Origin of the sequence: Geotalea sp. SG265 (assembly GCF_022808985.1) — a bacterium.
Classification (GTDB): Bacteria; Desulfobacterota; Desulfuromonadia; order Geobacterales; family Geobacteraceae; genus Geotalea.
This window is the reverse complement of sequence record NZ_JAKZFT010000003.1, coordinates 253637-271691: the sequence shown is the minus strand read 5'-3', so window position 1 is coordinate 271691 and position 18055 is coordinate 253637. Positions and strand designations below refer to the sequence as shown.

Annotated in this window: 18 protein-coding genes; 13 read left to right on the top strand and 5 right to left on the bottom strand. The window is 54.8% G+C overall.

Features of this window, described 5'->3' with window-relative positions; translation table 11 throughout:
* The first annotated feature begins 231 nt into the window (after nt 1-231).
* From ML541_RS05510 to ML541_RS05500, 3 genes are all read left to right on the top strand, one after another.
* Nucleotides 232-558 (top strand): hypothetical protein, encoded by a 327-nt coding sequence (locus ML541_RS05510; RefSeq protein ID WP_243371501.1) that lies wholly within the window; start codon nt 232-234, stop codon nt 556-558.
* Nucleotides 559-891: 333 nt separating this feature from the next.
* Nucleotides 892-1518, top strand: a complete 627-nt coding sequence (locus tag ML541_RS05505; RefSeq protein ID WP_243371499.1) for a hypothetical protein — start codon at nt 892-894, stop codon at nt 1516-1518.
* Nucleotides 1519-1652: 134 nt separating this feature from the next.
* Nucleotides 1653-2039 (top strand): hypothetical protein, encoded by a 387-nt coding sequence (locus ML541_RS05500; protein WP_243371496.1) that lies wholly within the window; start codon nt 1653-1655, stop codon nt 2037-2039.
* Between the two features lie 37 nt (nt 2040-2076).
* On the opposite strand, the gene ML541_RS05495 is transcribed toward ML541_RS05500, so the two are convergent.
* Nucleotides 2077-3111, bottom strand: coding sequence for a putative sulfate exporter family transporter (locus ML541_RS05495; protein ID WP_279342361.1), 1035 nt, complete (start codon nt 3109-3111; stop codon nt 2077-2079).
* Here ML541_RS05495 and ML541_RS05490 point away from each other — a divergent pair.
* From ML541_RS05490 to ML541_RS05475, 4 genes are all read left to right on the top strand, one after another.
* Nucleotides 3110-3994, top strand: a complete 885-nt coding sequence (locus tag ML541_RS05490) for a LysR substrate-binding domain-containing protein (protein ID WP_243371491.1) — start codon at nt 3110-3112, stop codon at nt 3992-3994. The genes ML541_RS05495 and ML541_RS05490 overlap by 2 nt on opposite strands.
* 38 nt (nt 3995-4032) lie before the next feature.
* The gene (locus ML541_RS05485) at nt 4033-5076 is read left to right on the top strand and encodes a DMT family transporter (protein ID WP_243371489.1); all 1044 of its coding nucleotides are present in this window, start codon (nt 4033-4035) and stop codon (nt 5074-5076) included.
* Nucleotides 5077-5267: 191 nt separating this feature from the next.
* Entirely contained in the window at nt 5268-6407 is a 1140-nt protein-coding gene (locus ML541_RS05480; RefSeq protein WP_243371487.1) for an ATP-binding protein, read from the top strand.
* Nucleotides 6408-6476: 69 nt separating this feature from the next.
* A complete protein-coding gene (locus ML541_RS05475; RefSeq protein ID WP_243371485.1) occupies nt 6477-6734 on the top strand; it encodes a hypothetical protein in 258 nt (85 codons plus the stop codon).
* A gap of 64 nt (nt 6735-6798) precedes the next feature.
* Here ML541_RS05475 and ML541_RS05470 read toward each other — a convergent pair whose 3' ends face one another.
* The gene (locus ML541_RS05470; RefSeq protein WP_243371483.1) at nt 6799-7848 is read right to left on the bottom strand and encodes a flagellar motor protein MotB; all 1050 of its coding nucleotides are present in this window, start codon (nt 7846-7848) and stop codon (nt 6799-6801) included.
* 422 nt (nt 7849-8270) lie between these two features.
* Between ML541_RS05470 and ML541_RS05465 the strand changes: the two genes are divergently transcribed.
* The 3 genes from ML541_RS05465 to ML541_RS05455 all read left to right on the top strand — a co-directional run bounded on the left by ML541_RS05465 (nt 8271) and on the right by ML541_RS05455 (nt 9817).
* Entirely contained in the window at nt 8271-8870 is a 600-nt protein-coding gene (locus ML541_RS05465) for a MarC family protein (RefSeq protein ID WP_243371481.1), read from the top strand.
* Between the two features lie 75 nt (nt 8871-8945).
* The gene (locus ML541_RS05460; RefSeq protein WP_243371479.1) at nt 8946-9392 is read left to right on the top strand and encodes an Hsp20/alpha crystallin family protein; all 447 of its coding nucleotides are present in this window, start codon (nt 8946-8948) and stop codon (nt 9390-9392) included.
* A 29-nt stretch (nt 9393-9421) separates the two neighbouring features.
* Nucleotides 9422-9817: an Hsp20/alpha crystallin family protein gene (locus ML541_RS05455; protein WP_243371477.1), complete on the top strand. Its 396-nt coding sequence runs from the start codon at nt 9422-9424 to the stop codon at nt 9815-9817.
* Between the two features lie 312 nt (nt 9818-10129).
* Here the strand turns inward: ML541_RS05455 and ML541_RS05450 are convergent, their stop codons facing one another.
* Nucleotides 10130-11515 (bottom strand): amidohydrolase family protein, encoded by a 1386-nt coding sequence (locus tag ML541_RS05450; RefSeq protein ID WP_243371476.1) that lies wholly within the window; start codon nt 11513-11515, stop codon nt 10130-10132.
* A gap of 141 nt (nt 11516-11656) precedes the next feature.
* Between ML541_RS05450 and ML541_RS05445 the strand changes: the two genes are divergently transcribed.
* Genes ML541_RS05445 through ML541_RS05435 form a run of 3 tightly spaced genes read left to right on the top strand, consistent with a single transcriptional unit; the run spans nt 11657 to nt 13487 of the window.
* Entirely contained in the window at nt 11657-12103 is a 447-nt protein-coding gene (locus tag ML541_RS05445) for a DUF2383 domain-containing protein (protein WP_243371475.1), read from the top strand.
* 45 nt (nt 12104-12148) lie between these two features.
* Nucleotides 12149-13309, top strand: a complete 1161-nt coding sequence (locus ML541_RS05440) for a PAS domain S-box protein (protein ID WP_243371474.1) — start codon at nt 12149-12151, stop codon at nt 13307-13309.
* Nucleotides 13302-13487, top strand: coding sequence for a hypothetical protein (locus ML541_RS05435; protein WP_243371473.1), 186 nt, complete (start codon nt 13302-13304; stop codon nt 13485-13487). The genes ML541_RS05440 and ML541_RS05435 overlap by 8 nt, the downstream gene beginning before the upstream one ends.
* 88 nt (nt 13488-13575) lie before the next feature.
* Here ML541_RS05435 and ML541_RS05430 read toward each other — a convergent pair whose 3' ends face one another.
* Both ML541_RS05430 and pepN read right to left on the bottom strand, forming a co-directional pair.
* On the bottom strand, nt 13576-15180 hold the full coding sequence (locus ML541_RS05430; RefSeq protein WP_243371472.1) for an ammonia-forming cytochrome c nitrite reductase subunit c552: 1605 nt from the start codon (nt 15178-15180) through the stop codon (nt 13576-13578).
* Nucleotides 15181-15367: 187 nt separating this feature from the next.
* Nucleotides 15368-18025: an aminopeptidase N gene (pepN, locus tag ML541_RS05425; RefSeq protein ID WP_243371471.1), complete on the bottom strand. Its 2658-nt coding sequence runs from the start codon at nt 18023-18025 to the stop codon at nt 15368-15370.
* Between the last annotated feature and the right edge of the window lie 30 nt (nt 18026-18055).

Here is an 18055-nt window from a genome sequence, read left to right as displayed (position 1 = left end):
AAGTCAGCAGAAGCCCCATGATAGCATATGAGAGCTTTGAGTGCTCGAAGATGCGTCAAATGGAAAAGGATACTGGGCTGATGTGTTAGAGAAATCAAGGGTGGCTAACCAGGCCGGTAGAGCGGTGAACCCGCTTTCCGGCCACGACGTTGGGCAGGAAAGAAATTGAAACAAAAATTAAAGGGCTACTTATGCCGATCTGGAGTGGCCCGTTCTTGAATAGGATCAGGTATGTCGGAAGAGTTGAAGTTTTATGCTGACTGGATCTTTTATGGTTCCTTGATTTCAACCATGCTGTTCGGCCTGACGATTTACTTGAGAGGTCGTAAAGAAGGCCATAAGAGGCTGATTGGAAAAGACTACCTGATCTTTGGCATATTGTACAGTGCCCCGTTTGTATTTCTGCCACTTTGGTTGATGCCAACACAGTGGTGGGAAAAGACAGGTATAACGTTGGCAATGATTGCAGTGGCGTTCCTGCATTATGTGTTCGTTACTAAAAAGCAACATGAAATTTACATCCGGCATTTGGAAAAAAGCGATGGCCCAAAGGAATAGGGCAACCAGCAAAATGTAAAGGGGGTCAGACCTACACAATTGACAAAGCTGACGCACTGGTATGCCCCCACGCCGTTGCCTGGGCCTAAAACAATTTTGCAATCCCCCTTTGAAGAGATATATTATGCGCATAATGTGCATAGGAGGCCCATATGCAAACCCAACTTTAACTTCAGGTGAACCTATAATACGAATGCTTTCAGTAGGGTGCTTTTTCGTGTGTGCCAACATAAAAAATCTCCACAATACGAACTTCGTTGTCCTCAATGTATCAATTACAGATACATCGTCAAGTCCCTTATTTGCACTTGTCCGCGCATCCGGGTGTCCTAAATGAAAAAGATCATCACTTTTTGTGTTTTAGTTGCATGTAGCGCATGTTCAGAGAAAAGAGAACCGAACTGGACCGAGATCGCATGGCGAGTGGAAGCTTATGCAAACGACCCCTCACCTGGCAATACAAAGAGGGCTATAGCAGTACTTCCCAAGGAGCAAGTTTCATTTTCGGGCTCCCGAGAAGAATCTGAAGCGAATAAGAAAATTTATGCAGATAAACCAATGGCGGTTCTGGAGCAGCAGGTATTAAAGCGAGACCAAATGTCGGTAGAGATGGTCTTTCTGTTGCTGAATATTGCGGATGGAGCATTCGCAGAGGATTTGGATATTATACTCGGAAAGCTCGTTAGGATAGCACCGGAATTATTTCTTTCGGAAATGAAGAGTGCAAATGCACCTGGCATAGAGCAGGTGGTCCTTGAGGTCAGCGGTACAGATGAAATGGAAGGGATTTGCGAAGAGTGGCGTCTGAGGAAGGAAGCACTGCAAACAGTCCAAATGACCGGCCTGGAGGCCATAAAACAACGTGCAATTGGCGTGATAGAAGAAGAATTGAGTTCTTGCGGCACCGAACAAGCCGCTCTACATGGCGCTCCAAAGCCTACGGCTCCGCGGCGTCGGTAAACGGCCGAACTGTTATCTAGTAAAGACCTGCAGTAATTACAACAAAACGATGCGTATGCACGAGAACTTTTGCCGGAGTGCGACCAGCGGGCGACAAATTGACGCACGGCCAGCACGAATTTCCAGAGATATGAATGGAAAAGAAGCTACTAAAAGCAATCATTGTTGCTCCACTTGCTTCCCCAGTTGTTACAGCTATAGTTTCACTCATTTTTGATGTTTATTACCTAGTAGCTACTGGTGACAGATCATTGGATGACGCACTGGGTTCCATAACTTTACTGTTGCCAATGTCTTATGCTTTTACCGTGCCTAGCATAGTTGTTGCCTATCCTATATTGATTTGGTGTAAAAAGGATTCTACAGTCTTTTACCAGATGTCTTCAATTGTTATGGCTTGTGGCATAGCCACTTTGTTTAACTTGTCAGCTGGTCCCCCTCTCGAGTTTGGGCTGTTGCTCATCTTTTCGCTGTTCGGTTTGATCAATGCCAGTGCCTTTGCACTTATGATGAAAAGGTAGGACGAGCTGTTATAAGAGGCGCATCCGCTACTGAATTTCATGCAAGGCCGATGTAGGTGAGGGCAGCAAGGGTAAGTGCGCTTACGGCAATCCAGAGAGTTATCCCCTGCAGGAGAGGATTTACTCCCACTTTGCGCAGGACTTCTCTGGTCAGGCCTCCGCCGACAAGAAACAGCGTTACGACCAGGCACTGCTTTGCAACTGCCGTAACCCCGTTCCACAGGATCGCATATTGCGGGAGAAGGCTTCGTACCGTTGCCGCCAGGATGAATCCCACAATGAAGAGCGGGACCGTCGTCCTCTGCTTAGATTTTCTGAGCATTGCGGTTCCAATGACAACGGGGGTGATCCAGATGGCCCTGGTTAGTTTCACGGTGGTAGCCGTGGCAAGTGCCTGAGTGCCATAAGCGGAAGCTGCGCCCACTACGCTGCTCGTGTCGTGAATCGCCAGGCCAGCCCAGGCCCCGAATATGTTCTGGTCAAGGTGCAGCACGTGCCCGATCAGCGGGAAGAGGATCAGTGCGGCAGAATTGAGTGTGAAGACGGTGGCCAAGGCGATGGCGGTTTCGTCGTCGTCGGCCTTAAGGACCGGGGCCATGGCGGCAATGGCGCTTCCACCGCAAATGGCGGTTCCGAAGGAGATCAGCATGGACGTATTCCTGCCAGTCCGAAAGAGCCTGCCGAGCCCATACCCCAAGGCGAGCGTGCAGCTAATGCCGACTACGGTATAGAGGAGGGAGCTCTTGCCGGTCTGGATCACGTCGCCGATGCTCACGCCGAAACCGAGTCCGACGACTGAGATTTGAAGGAGCCACTTGCTGATAAGAGTGCTCTTCCTCGGCCATGGATTCCCAGCAATGAGGCTGAGACATATCCCTCTGATCAGCGCTGTTGCGGTGCCAGTCCAAGGGAGTGCGCAAATAACGATACCTGCTGAAAAGAGAAGCTTTGAACCATACCTGTTTAACACATTTCCCCCTGATGTATATTTTTGTTGCAGTATAGGGAAATTTGTATATAAATAAAAATGAAAAATATAGATAAAAATTATCAATAAAACTGATTGATCCATGACAATTACTCTCAGGCAGTTGGAAATTTTCGAGAAGGTTGCGACATCCCAGCACGTGACTCAAGCCAGCGAACAGTTGCTGGTGGGACAGTCGGCTGTAAGCATGGCCATTGCTGAGATGGAGCGACAGGCAGGAAGCCCGCTTTTCGAGCGGGTCGGGAAGAGGTTGATTCTGAACGACAGAGGCAGGCAGATCCTTCCACAGGCTCGCAAGGTGCTTACGGAATTACATATGATGGAACAGTTTCTTGCCGAATCGGCTGGTCAACCGATTGGCACCCTCGACGTCGGAGCGAGCACCACCATTGGCAATTACATCCTCCCGGCCATTGTAGGTGAATTTTGTCGCCGTTACCCGAAGGCGAAAGCACTGCTTCACGTGGCGAACGCGCAACAGGTCGAGAGTGCTGTGGCAAAAGGTGACCTCGATTTCGGCCTGGTGGAAGGTCTTGCCCACTACGGCTCCCTTACTGCCACCCCCTGGAGGGGTGACGAACTCGTCGTCATTGTCGGGAAGGATCATCCCTGGGCAGACGAAAGAGTCGCATCACTGGATGATCTTCACAACGCCTCTTGGATCATGCGGGAACGTGGTTCCGGGACAAGAGAAATTTTTGAGGCAGCCATGGCCAGGCAAGGAGTAACGTTTGCTGTCTCTCTCGAACTTGGCCATACGGAGGCGATAAAGAAGGCGGTTGAGGCTGGGCTTGGCGTGGGGTGTCTCTCACGGATGGCCGTTGAGAGAGAAATAGCTCATGGCTGGCTCATCGAGGTCGCAAGCCAGCTGGATCTCCAGAGATCGCTTTTGATTCTGACCAGGGATACCCAACAGCTAACGGCTTTATCGAGGGCCTTCCTGACCCTGCTTGGTGACAGCAAATGACAAAGGCCAGACACAGAACCACTACTCAGAAAATCCATATGCACCGACACGGTCCACTCCTGGCGATTATCTCGGCAATTCTTTTCGGCATGTCCCCCGTTGCCTGCAAGGCGATGGTCGGCCAGATGCCGTCGGCGCTCCTGGCAGGGCTGCTCTATCTGGGGTCGGGACTGGGCCTGACCGGGGTGGTCGTGCGGCAAGGGGTTGAGGTCCGCCGGATCATGGGGGCGCTGTCCCTGCGCCGGCAGCTGTTCTTTGCCGGGGCGATCCTTGCAGGCGGGGTGGCGGCGCCGCTCTTTCTCGCCTATGGCATCCGTTACGGTTTGGCAAGTGAGGTCTCTCTGCTGCTCAATTTCGAGACGGTGGCGACGACGTTGCTGGCCTGGCTGATCTTCCATGAACAGATCGGCGGCCGGGTCTGGCTCGGCAAGGTTTTCATCGTTGGGGCTTCTGTTCTAGTGATCCTCTCTGGCAGCAGAGACATAGGCTTCTCCATTCCCGGGCTTGCCGTTCTCGCAGCCTGCTTTCTCTGGGGAGTGGACAATAACCTGACCCGCGAGCTGGAGGAGATTCCCGCTTCACTGCTGGCCTGCATCAAGGGATGGAGTGCCGGAATCTTCAACATAGCCCTCTCCTTTTTCCTTGCCACCGGCCCGGTCTCAGCCTTTCAAATTGCGGGAACGCTCACCGTGGGGGCGCTCAGTTACGGTGCCAGCTTGGTCCTTTTCGTTCAGGCGCTGCGGGAGATCGGCGCCGCAAGAACCAGCACCTGGTTTGCGTCGGGACCTTTCATCGGTACCGTCCTTGCAGTCGTCGTTCTTGGAGAGCGCCCTTCCGGTACCTACTGGATTGCGGCGCTCTTTATGCTGTCCGGCATGGTGTTCCTTTTCGGCGAGAGGCATGGCCACCTTCATAGCCATGAAATGATTGCTCACACCCATCCCCACGACCATGACGAGCATCACCGGCACGAGCATGAGGAAAAGAGAACAGCAGGTAAGCATAACCACTTCCATGTGCATCAGCCGCTGATCCATGCCCACACACACTGGCCGGACATCCACCATCGCCATATCCATTGAGGAAAGAGAAACTCCTGCAGGCATCCCATCCGCACGTACCCGTTGCTAGTGGTCTTTTTTTTGCATAATACCGCTTTTACCATGGCCGTACAGCCATATGGCGGCGAAATGGTTTATGATATCAATTTGTTACGTTGTCGTGCCGTCAGAACACCAAGGCATTCATACTTCCGACAACTCAAAAGGGTCACATGGTGCAATCAGATCCCAATGCCATAGCCGCTGACGAGCAGGCCATAACCATGCTCACGTTGCAATCCCTGGTGCTGGAAAAGATGGGGGAGGGGGTGAGCGTCTGTGATGAAAACGGCTTCATCGTCCTGTCCAATCCCGCTTTCGATAAAATGTTCGGATACAATCCCGGTGAATTGAAGGGGGAACACATTACCGTTCTCAACGATTGCTCCGACGAGGAAAAGGGGAGAATCTTCAGTGAGATTATGGGAAAACTGCGGTCAGTGGGGGAATGCAGCGGTGAGTTCTCCAATCGCCGCAAGGATGGCTCTCAATTCGTGACCTTTGCACGCATCTCGGCTGCCCGTGCCGCCGGCAAACAGTACTGGGTGACCGTCCAGGAGGATATTTCCAGGCGCATGAACTCTTCTGCGGAGATAGATCTGCTCCACGAGAATCTGGCGGCCCATGCTGCCGAGCTGGAGGCGCTCAACCGTGAATTGGAAGCTTTCAGCTATACCGTCTCCCATGACCTGCGCAAGCCATTGACCAGAATCATGGGTTATACGGAAGTGGTCCTGGAACAGTGCAGTGAAATGAACTACCGGCCGTGCAAGGATTATCTTCAGGAGATCAGCGCGGGCGCAGAGCGGATGAACAAACTGATCGACACCATGCTGGAACTGTCGATGCTGGCAAAAAAGGAGGTAAAAAGGGAGCGGGTCTCCTTGAGCGACCTGGCGACGGCTGTTGCCCTTGAGCTGAAGCTTACGGAACCGGGGCGCAAGGTGAATTTCCACATTGCCGAGGGGGTAGTCGTCAACGGGGATCCTGACCTGCTCAGGGTGGCACTGGAAAATCTGCTCGGCAATGCTTGGAAATACAGTGTCCAGAAGGATGATGCCCTGATCATTTTCGGTGTTACCGAAAGTAACGACACGCCGGCCTACTTCGTATGCGACAACGGGGTCGGTTTCGACATGGCCCAGAGCGAGAAGATATTTACCCCATTCCAGCGCCTGCCCAATGCCAAGTCCTATCAGGGGTTCGGCATCGGTCTTGCCACCGTGAAGAGGATCATAAACGGTCATGGAGGTCGTATCTGGGCGGAAGGGAACATTGGGACCGGTGCTACCTTTTATTTCACCCTGGAATAAAGAGCTTGCCGACGACTTCCCGATGATTTGTGTTAAAATAAACTTAATAAAATCATCGGGAGGTCAAAAATGAAAAAAGTCTTGTCTTCTCTTGTAGCTGCTGTTGCTGCAGTATCCTTCGCCGGTCTTCTCTTTGCAGCCGATCCGGAAAGCACGACCACAACGACTACGACCCAGCCTTCAGCCACTGACGGGGGACAGTCTACTCAAACGGAGAAGAAGCCGGCCAAAAAGCATAAAAAAACCAGGAAGCACCGCAAGACAACCAAGAAGAAAAAAACAACGACTGAAACTACTACTGAGCCGAGCCCATCACCTGGCCAATAAGAGGCAAACAAAAGGGGCTGCATCGTTGGATGCAGCCCTTTTTCGTTGTCCGGTGGGACCGCTATCACCTCAGGGCCAGCTTCTCCCTTGTTGCTTCGGCGGTAAGTGTCGTATCCATTGGGATGAGGGCGATTTCTATGCGGCGGTTGAGGCTTCTTCCCTTGCTGGTGTTGTTGGCCGCCGCCGGGGCATAGGGTCCGTAGCCCGCCAGGGTCAGAAGCTCCGGGTTTATGGCGCCTTTTCTTTGCAGGTATCTGACGACGCTGGCAGCTCTGGCTGCCGATAAATCCCAGTTGCTGGCATATTTGCCTCTCGCTCTGATGGGAGTGCTGTCCGTGTGCCCCTCAATGCGGATGCGGTTGTTCCGCACCTTTTTCAGAATTCCCGCCACCCGCTCCAATGCTTTTCTGCCGCTTCTGTTGATGGTTGCGCTTCCCGAGCGAAACAGCACCTGTTCCGGCAGGGTGACGATCATCTTGTCTGGATATTCCGTGACGAGAATCTCACCTTTGTTGATCTGGTCGCCGAAATTTCTGCGGAAATCGGCATAGGCATTTTCCTTTTCCTCGCTGCCGCTTCGCTTCTTTGCCAGCTGGATCACATCGCTTCTGATCTGCACGAGATTGACCTTCAAGGAGCGGAGAGTCGCGTTCAGGGTTTTTATCCGCTCTTCCCTGTCCGCCACGGCAGCCTGGAGCTCAGGGACTTTTTGGGCCGTTTGTTCCTGCGCCGTGAGCAATGCGGTGAGCTCCTTGACCCGCGTCTCCGATTCATTCAGCCGAGCGGTGAGCGCCTCCATGTCACTGGAAAAGGCCTGCCTCTTGTCGCCCATGGCTGCATTGGCATTTTCCCTTTCCGCCGTCATGGCGACATATTCCGCCTTCAGATTCTCATGCTCCTGCTCCAGCTTTGCCAGATTCTCTCTGCTCTTCTGCAGTTCCGCCTGCAGAGCCTTGCCAGCCGCCTCCGATTTCGCCAGGTTTTCCTCAAGGGATGTCACATCTCCCCTGAGCATTGCCACCTCCTGGACCTTCTCATTGTACTTGGACATGGAAACACACCCGGAAACCATCAGAGCGACTAACAGCATACTTCCGGTCCTGATGAAACGCATGGCTACCTCCTTTGATGGTATTGCTGCCGATTCCGAAGACAATGGGAGACCGGCAACCGTTCAGGTACGTACAACGGAGCACTTCCTACGAGTTATGGCTATGCATTGGTTGTGATGCAACAGGAAACGCTGCTGCAGAAGAGATGCGGCCGCATCCGTTATGTGGCCAAAAACGCTTTCTCACGGGGCATAGATAGGAAACGTTCAGCTTTTGGGCCAAAAATTAATTGTCGTTAACAATTATATCCCAGTCGGGAAAAAATTCTCCAGGAGAATGAATTTTTTCCATCCCGCTGCAGGCACATTCCCATGGCCTGGCCATGGATTGACAATCGGGCATCATGTTGTTAAATAACTTCAGGCATGGAGCCGGATCTTGAGCTGATGCGGGGAGATCCTGTGCCGCACTCTTCGAGGTATGCATGTCATTTTATGCCGCCGTCATTCTTTTTCTACTGGTAATGGATCCGCTGGGGGACATTCCCTTTTTCATCTCCGCGCTGAAAAACGTTCCCGAATACCGCAAGAAGAAGGTCATCCTGAGGGAGTTGCTGATCGCCCTGGCACTGTTGGTGCTGTTCATGTTCCAGGGGGCCAAGATTCTGAAGATGCTCTCCATTTCCGGCCCTTCCCTGACCATAGCAGGAGGCATCATCCTGCTCCTCATCGCCATCAAGATGATCTTCCCCGCCAAGGGCGAGTTCATGGAAAACATTGTTGCCGAAGAGCCGCTGATCGTGCCTCTGGCAATTCCTTACGTTTCCGGTCCCTCTGCGCTCATCACCGTAACCCTGGTCATGAGCCGGGAGCCACACCGCTGGAAGGAGTGGCTCCTTGCCCTGGTTTTTGCCTGGGTCGTCACCGGCGCAATCCTCATCATGTGCACCGAACTGGAACGGGTGCTCGGCGAGCGGGGTGTCATTGCCCTGGAGCGTCTCATGGGCATGATCCTCACCACCATTGCCGTGGAAATGACCCTCAATGGCATTATGGCTTTTATCAACCAGATCCGACCCGCCTGATGCAGTCATCCCCCTTGATTTTCCCTCTGCCGTGATTATCTTTTCTGTGTAGAACAATGAAAGGAGGTAATCCATATGGCTAACTGGGATCTTTTCAGAGAGTTGGACAACATGAGACGGGAGATCGACGAGACCTTCCGCAACTACGGATTGGGGCGGTCCATGGCGGCCGGCTTCCTGTCACCGGCGCGTAATCGTTTTCCGCTTATGAATGTGCGTGAAGACAGCAGCAATATCTACGTGGATGCCCTCGTCCCAGGAGTCGACCCGAATGGGATCGACGTTTCCGTCTTGCGCAATGCCGTCACCATTTCCGGGGAGCGGAAATCTCCCCTGGACGAAAAGGGACAGGTAGTCCATCGCAGCGAATTGGGATTCGGCAAGTTTTCCCGTACCATCGAGCTCCCCGGCGAGATAGATACGGAGAAGATCACGGCCCAGTCAATCAACGGCCTCTTGCGGGTGACGCTGGCAAAGGCGGAGCACGCCAAGCCCAAGAAGATCGAAGTGAAGCTTTCCTGACCAAAATGCCGCGAAAGGGGGAAAATCATATGGCAGCGAACGAAGTGGCACCGAATGTTGAGCGGAACGTGCGGCCCCGGGAGGAGACCCGGGCCTTTGAAAAATACCTTAAGCCGGCGGTGAATATAATCGAGGTGGAGGACAGTCTTGTCCTGACCGCTGATCTGCCCGGCGCCGGGAAGGAGACTCTGGACATCAATGTGGAGAAGGGGATATTGACCATAAACGCGGGAGTTTCGACGGAGGCTCCAGGGCGGCCGGTATACACCGAGTTCGAACTGGCGCCCTACTACCGCCAGTTCCAGGTACCTGAGAGCCTGAATAATGAAAAGGCGAGGGCGGAATATGCCGATGGCGTTCTTACGCTGCGCCTGGCAAAACCCGAGGCGGCAAAGCCACGGAAGATTCAGGTTACCGGCGGCTAGAGATGCAGCCGAGATAAATTACGAACACCACCCATAGCTACACCAGACCCCGACGACCAAAGGTTCGCCGGGGTCTTTTTTTTGGATCACCAGACATTTCTGGGGAAGGCAGTCGTGGCGTTGGGAGTGAGCGACGAGCTACAGCGGCGAGCGGACACCCGCCGCATGTGGAACGGAGAGAATCCGTGAGTTTACTCTCAATGTGGCATTACACGGGCGGCACCGCAAGGTCCGCAGCTGTGGCGACAGAGCGAACGGACGACGTCGCGACTGCCTGCCTTTCCTCCCATGTTTTCGGAAGAACCCATTTTTTCAGGCATGGGCGTGAAGCGCTCGTTGACCCGACTTCATTTCGCCGATGACATCCTTGGCGACGCCGGCCACTGGTGGCTTTATGCCATAGAGACGGGCGGCGTTACCTCCAAGTATCGCCCGTTTGACCACCCCGTCCGCCGGCCCCAGGGGCGCAAACGCGAACTTTCGCTGCAGGTCCTCGGGTATTTCCATGCGACGGAAGGCCTCGATCTGCCACTGGGGGGAGCCATACCAGGTGGAATCGGTTCCCCAGAGGACACGCTCATGGCCGAATCCCTTGATGAGCGTGCCAAGGATGCCGGCGCAGTATCGTGGATTTGAGACCGCCGTCAGGGCGAAAACGGAGCCCAATTCCGCATAGAGGTTTGAAATGCCGTATTTCTTCGGCATTTCAGCCAGCTCGCTGACCCACGGAATATGGCCGCTGCGCTCGAACGCATCCACGTCCTTGCTGCTGGGGGGCGTTGCCGAGCGATAGGCGGCATGGAAAATGACGAAATTGAGCTGGGGCCAGTCCTGAGCTGCTTTGGGGATATCGTCGGGTGCGGCGTAGCGCCAGTTGGGGCGCATGAGGGTCTGATGCCCGGCGGGAAGCAATCCCTTGTGGATGCAAATGGTGGTGATTCCAGATTCGGCGATGCGCTGGTAGCCGGGGTAAACTTTCTTTTCGTCATCCATGCGCCAAGGCCACTTGGAGAGGCCGAAGGGGGTCCCCACCGGGTAGCCTTTCCAGGAGTCCGGCTTTCGCTCTGCAGCAATGCGGATTCCGTCGAGCCAGCCGCTTCGGCCGGGGGTGAAGACGGCGTTGGCGAACATCCGGCGGGAACCGGCGAAGGAGTTGATCTTTGCCCGTGCATCGACGACCTCCCTATTGTGAAGGAACCATCTGCCGGGATCGTCTGCCGGTGCGCTGGAGAGAAGAGCCATGGTGGTATCGCTCTCCATGAATATCTCTTTAACGAAGGGCCCAAAGCGCATGCAATCCAGGGTCGAATGTTCCCCCAAAAGCTGCCGGTTCCATTTTTTCGCTTCATCCCGCAGGGATAGAATCCTTTTTTCGCTGTAGGCACCGTTGACGAAATGGGTCTGCATATCGAAAACGAACTGATTCTTCAGTCGCCTGGCGGCTTCGGCTGCTGCGCTCCGGTCCGATGCCTCCGCCGGCTCTACCATGAAGAGGTGACCGTGCACGGCATTGGCGGCAAGGAAAAATGCCGCCATCCCCGATGCTGTCGATAGAAAAGCACGACGGCTAATGCCGGTTTTCCTGGACATGCGCTCCGCGTACTGCGAAAGGACTGCCTCCACTTTGAGACAGTCATCGGCACCCGAGCCTGTGCCCGATGCACCGGTAAATGCTCCTTTCCCATCCATGCCGGCCATGGTGACCTCCATCGATGTAATGAATACATTTTAACGTAAATTCCTTGTAAGGGAAGGGGTGGCTGTCCGGCACATATTGCCTTAGCGGGGATAGGGGTTAAAATTAATGTATTCCAACTATTGGCGCAAAAAGGGGGATCTATGGAAAGGGCGGAGCTCATAGAACGGTTGAACGATCTGATCAAGCTGGATGTGGATGCCATTGAGGCATACGGGCAGGCTGTAAAACATATCAAATATGATGACATCAAGCAGAAACTGCTGGATTTCCAGGACGATCACAAGAGCCACGTGGGGAACCTGTCGGCCTTGGTCAGGGAGTTTGGCGGAGAGCCGGCAAAACCCTCCCCGGACTTCAAAGGCTACCTGATCGAAGGGTTCACCGCTTTGAGAAGCATCACCAGTACCAAAGGGGCTTTAGAGGCCATGGAGACCAATGAGAAACTGACCAACAAGAAGTACCAGGAGGCGGCCGACCAGCCTTTCCCCTCCCATGTGCTGAAGGTGGTCAAAAGCAACCTGGCCCAGGAGGAGCGACATTTGGATTATATCCAGGATATCCTTATCAATACCCGTCATCCCCTGTAACAGGGATTGGAAAAGCCATGGCGAGGATTCCGTCTGAGGGAGACAATGCAGAAACCGCCGGAGCAGGTACATACCAGCATTGAAGAGCTGGAGCATTGCAGGGACCGGCTTATCCACATTATCGCCCGGTGTGTGGAGGGGATCGTTATCGCCGACCAGGAGGGTATCATCCGTTTTGTCAACGAGGCTGCCCTCCTGATCTTCCGGCGCCGGGCCAATGAGATGATCGGTCTGCCGTTCCGCTTCCCCCTCTCTCCTGAGGAGTCGAAGGAATTGACCATAAAGCTGCCCGACGGAAAGATGCAGACGGTGGAAATGAGCGTCTCCCAGACTCTCTGGGAGGAAAAACCCGCCTGGCTTATCACCCTCCATGACATAACGGCACAGCGGCTTGCAGAGAAGGAGCTCAGGTTGCTGTATCGGGCAGTGACCTTCAGCCCGGTCATGACCATTATCACCGACGCTGCGGGCAAGATCGTGTTCGTCAATCCGAAATTTACGGAACTGACCGGGTTCGATCATTCCCAGGTGGAGGGAAAGCTGCCCGACTTTCTCGATCCCAACAAAATGCCGCTCGACATGTACAGCCAGGTCTGGAAAGCCATAGCCGGCGGTCAGGAATGGCACGGAGAGCTGGCTGCGACAAAACGGGACGGGCAGCCCTATTGGCAATCGGTATACCTGTCGCCGGTGAAGGACCAGGAAGGTTTGGTCACCAATTTCGTTGCCATTGCCGAGGATATATCGGAACGGAAAAAGTTGGCGCAGGAACAGGCTTTCCTGGCGGCAATCGTTGACTCCTCGGACGATGCCATAATCGGCAAGACGCTTGAAGGCATCATCACCAGTTGGAACCATGGCGCCCAGGCCATGTATGGCTACATGCCGGATGAGATCATCGGCAGGCCCATCACCCTCCTGGCACCGCCGGAGAAGACCGATGAGATAATCCATATCCTGGAAAGGATCAGCAGGGGGGAGCGCGTCCCGCCGTTCCACACGGAGCGGGTACGAAAGGACGGATCCCGGCTGCAGGTATCACTGCGCTTATCGCCGATCATCGATACTGCAGGGACCATTATCGGCGCAGCGGCAATAGCCCGCGATCTTGCCGTAAAACTGAGGTCCAGCGACGTGCATGGAGGGACGAAGGGGTTTTTTAGCCAATTCATGCACCGGGGACCGGAAAGGAGTTACCATGGCTGAAGAGAGTCAGAATACCTGCGAGGTAAGGATCTGGTGTCCAGATTGCGAACGCAGCGAGTATACGACCAAGGGAGAAAAATACCTTTGTGCCAGCTGCGGCAAGATTCTGGAAAGCCATCATGAGGTGCATCACGAGATATTTCCCCATGTGTCGGGGGACAAGGATAACCTCTCCTGATGGGGAGGTTGATGAAGCAGGTGGGGATTTTGATCGGCCTGAAAAAACGGGCGGCGGCCAAAGCGGCTGCCGCCCGTTTCTTATTCGGCTACTTCTTGCCCCGCTCGTCCAGAGCCTTGTTCAGGAGCGCCACACCTTCCTTGGAGGCGGTGATTGACGCCGCAAGACTGTCCCTGGCCAGGTCGGGATTATGGAAACCGTCGCTGTTCTCTGCTGTCCACCATTCCCAGAGGACATGGGCCTCTTCATGCTTCTCACGGGCCTTGGCAAGTGTCGCTTCATCCACTCCGAAGCGTTTTGCCGCGGCGTAGGTGTCGATCAGCTGGCCGAGCCAGTATTCCGCCTTGCGCATCTTGCCCCTGATGTAGTTTTCGATGGCGTCGATCTGGTAGAGCTGCTGTTCGGCGGTCCACTTCGGATGGCAGCCCTGGCAGGATTCCTTCACATGGTTGCGGGGGCGGATCATCATGTGTGATTTGTAGCTCTTGCCCTGCTTGTTCTTCATGACCGGCATATGGCAGTCGGCGCAGGTGACACCCGCTTTTTCGTGGATGCTGCCGGCGTATGTTTCGGCTTCAGGGTGCTGGAGCTTGACCAGCCGCGCGCCGGTTACAGCATGTTTGAAGTCGTAGTAATTGAGCTTCCGGTAGTGGTCGAGGAGTTCCCTGACCTGCTTCAGGGGCATATGGTTGGTCCGCTGATCATCGTAGCCGACAGATTTGCCGCTGTCGAACTCGAAACCCTTGCCGCAGGCGTATTCCACGTGGCATTGGGCGCACATCATGCGCGAGTCGGGCTTCTTCATGACACCGATCTTGCGGAAGCCATCACGGAAAGAAATCACCTTGAGATCGGTAACGCCGTTTTTGGCGAACATGGTCGCGCCCTTGTCGATCTCGTTGATCAGTGCGTCCCGCACGATCCGAGGCTGGGTTCCATGGGGGTCGTGGCAGTGGATACAGCCGACCACGTTGTTGGTATCTTTGGCTACGGCGATGATGTCCGAGGTCCGGTCCCATTTGGCCCTGGGATCCTTGTCGCCCAGGAACTTCCATTTCAGAATGTGATCGGATGTTTTGCACTGGATGCAGGTGGGATTACCCGCCTTGGCGGTTTCGGCCATCTTGAAGTCAGGACCCATGTCCTGGAGGATGTCCCAGGTTTTCCCCACCTGGTCCACACCGGCCCAGCGCTGCTTGTATTGGATGCGGCCGCCGGCGAAGCGGTCGACGACGAACTGGTCGGTGACCATGAAAGCGTGGCCGCGCGGCTCATTATGCTCGATGGTGAAGCCGTAGGGGGCTAGCAGCTTGTCCATCACCGGTGACCGTCCCCCCGGGATCCCTTTTTCCTTGCGGGCAGGGGCTTCATAATCCACCAGCATGGAACTGACATACTCATCCTTGTGACATTTGCCGCAAAGGGCTGCATCGATGATGGTGACCGGTTTGGTCTCAGCGTTATTCAAATGTTCCTTCAGCTTGTCGTGGCAGGTGTTGCAGGCTAGTTTCGCATGTTTTGAGCCCTCTTTGAGAGCCTTGACTTCTTCGTGACAGCCGAAGCATTTTTCCCTGCCGTCACCATTGACCTTTGCGCTCGGTTTACCCTTTGCTGCAGTGGAAAGAACCGGAAAAGACAACAACAGTGCCAATCCAGCCGTCGCAGCCAGAGATGCCAATCTTCTGGTGGTCATGTAACCCCTCCTTAGGATACGGTAAATATTGTGCAGGAAATAATATTTAATGGATAATGAAGCTTTATTCAAGTCAATAAATACCGGTTGCCTTGTCCTAAGGAGAACTACCGGTTTTCAAATCGGCAACTTCAGTCTTTTCATTGGAGGCATCAAGTCATGTCTTGATGGAAATGAGTGCAGGTTTTCAAGAGAAGTTCGAGAGGCTCTTTTCCACCACTTCATACACATCCCGCGGCAGATTGGGAAGTGCCCTGATCCGCTCCAGTTCATTCCGCATCATTGACTGCCTTTTCTCATCAAACCTGCGCCAGCGGGTGAGTGGTGACATCAGCCGGGCCGAAACCTGTGGGTTGAGCGGGATGAGTCGGATCAGCTGATCCGTAAGAAACCGATAGCCGGTACCGCTCTTGTCGTGAAACCGGACCTGGTTCGCCTGGGAGAATGCGCCGACCAACGAACGGAAGCGGTTGGGGTTGGCCAACTCGAAAGCGGGATGGTTGAGCAGTCTCTCCACTTGGGCAATGGTGTTGGGAAGGCTGGAGGTTGCCTGCAGGGTGAACCATTTATCGACCACCTGCCGCTCATGCTGCCAGCACTGGTAGAATCCCTCGAGCACAGTCTGTCTTTCCGGTGAGATCGAAGAGGCGAGGGGGCCAAGGGCTCCCATGGTGTCGGTCATGTTGTCGGCCGATTGGTACTGGTCGAGACAGAGCTTGACCTCTTCGTGGGTGTCCAGAGTGGTGAGATAGGCAAGGCAGAGATTGGCCAGACGCCGGTCACCGGCCAGTCCGTCGTCAACTGCATAGGGGCGGGCAGGGCGGCAGGTGGTCCGGACGTTCAGGAATTCCGCCTTGAGTTGGGCAGCCAGGGTTTTTCGCACGAACTGGCGGACCACATGAACCGCGTCGGGATCGGCTACGGGCATAAGATCAGCCAGGTAGGCTTCGCTTGGGAGGGTCAGTGCCTCGGCCAGGAAAGCCCGATCCTTTTCCTTGCTGGTGAGGGTCTCCCGGAAGGCGCCGATAAAGCCTTTGTCGAGCTCGAGCGGCCGTCCGACTTGCCAATCGGTCACCAGGGCGAGCATGATCTGTATGGCCAGTTGCTGCCCGGCTTCCCACCTGCAGAAGGGGTCGGTTTCGTGGGCCATGAGCAGGACCAAGTCACTGTGGCTGTATGGATATTCCAGCCGAGCCGGTGCGGAAAATCCCCGCAGCAGCGCCGGCACCGGTGGCGAAGAAAGGTTGGTAAAGGTGAAATGTTCCTCCGGCTTGCGGAGTTCCAGCAGCCGGGTGGTAGACCCCGGTCCTTTCTCTCCATCAAGCGTCAGAGTCAGCTCATGCCCCTCCTGGTCCAGGAGTCCCATGAGCAGCGGGATATGCAAGGGTTCCTTCGGTGTATCTTCGATGGCCTTTCCATAACGCTGCCTGACCGTGAGTCGATAGGTCCCTGCTCCGGAGTTAAACTGCCCCTCCACGTGCAGCTCAGGGGTTCCTGCCTGGCTGTACCACCGTTTGAACTGCTCAAGATCGATCCCTCCCGCATCGGCCATGGCCTGGACGAAATCGTCCACCGTGGCGGCCTGCCCGTCATGGCGCTGGAAATATAGGTCCATTCCCCGGCGGAACCCTTCCGGCCCGAGCAGGGTGCGCAGCATGCGGATCACCTCGGCCCCCTTGTTATAGACGGTGACCGTATAGAAGTTGTTGATTTCCATGTAGCATTCCGGCCTGACCGGGTGGGACATGGGACCGGCATCCTCGGCAAACTGGGCGGTGCGCAGGTAGCGGACGTCGGCGATGCGTTTAACCCCCCGGGATTCCATGTCCGCGGAGAACTCCTGGTCGCGATAGATGGTCAGCCCTTCCTTAAGGGAGAGCTGGAACCAGTCACGGCAGGTGATGCGGTTGCCGGTCCAGTTGTGGAAATATTCGTGGCCGATGACCTCTTCGATTGCTTGAAAATCATCGTCGGTGGCCGTCTCCTGGCTGGCCAGCACGTAGCGTGAGTTGAAGACGTTGAGCCCCTTGTTTTCCATGGCTCCCATGTTGAAGTCGTCCACGGCGACGATCATGTAAATATCCAGATCGTATTCTCTGCCGAAGGTGTCTTCATCCCATTTCATGGCCTTCTGCAACGATCGTAAGGCATGGCTGCATTTGTTCCGGTTCTGTTCGTTGACATAGATGCGCAGGGCAATGGTGCGACCGGAACGGGTTGTGAAGGTATCCTCAAGGCAGACCAGATTGCCGGCCACCAGGGCGAAGAGGTAGCTGGGCTTGGGGAAGGGATCGTGCCAGGTGACGTAGTGCCGCCCCCCTTCCAGATCCCCGGATGCAACGGGGTTGCCGTTGGAGAGGAGCACCGGGTAACGCTCACGGTCGGCAACGATGGTGGTGGTATAAACGGCCAGCACATCGGGGCGGTCGGGGAAATAGGTGATGGAACGAAATCCCTCGGCTTCGCACTGGGTGCAGAACATCCCTCCCGAGCGGTAGAGCCCTTCCAGGAAGGTATTATCCTGGGGGCGCAGCTCGGTGGTGATTTCCAGCTGAAAGGTTTCGGGAACCCGGTCGATGATCAACTGTCCCCGGTTGGCCGTGTAGCGGTCAGGTGGAAGAACCATGCCGTCCAGCTTGATCTCCAGCAGAGTGAAGCGGTGCCCGTCCAGCACCAGGGGAGGCTGCATGACACCGATGGTGTCGGAGTTCCTCGCCATGTTCAGCTGGGCGACAACCCGGGTCGTTTCCTCGTTCAGCTCAAAGCGTAGCGCCACTTTCTCAACCTTGTAATCTGGTGGAGTGTAGTCCTTGCGGCAGATGGTATGGTGGGGGTTTTGGATCATGGTCAGTTCTCCGGCAGGTGGTTTGGCATC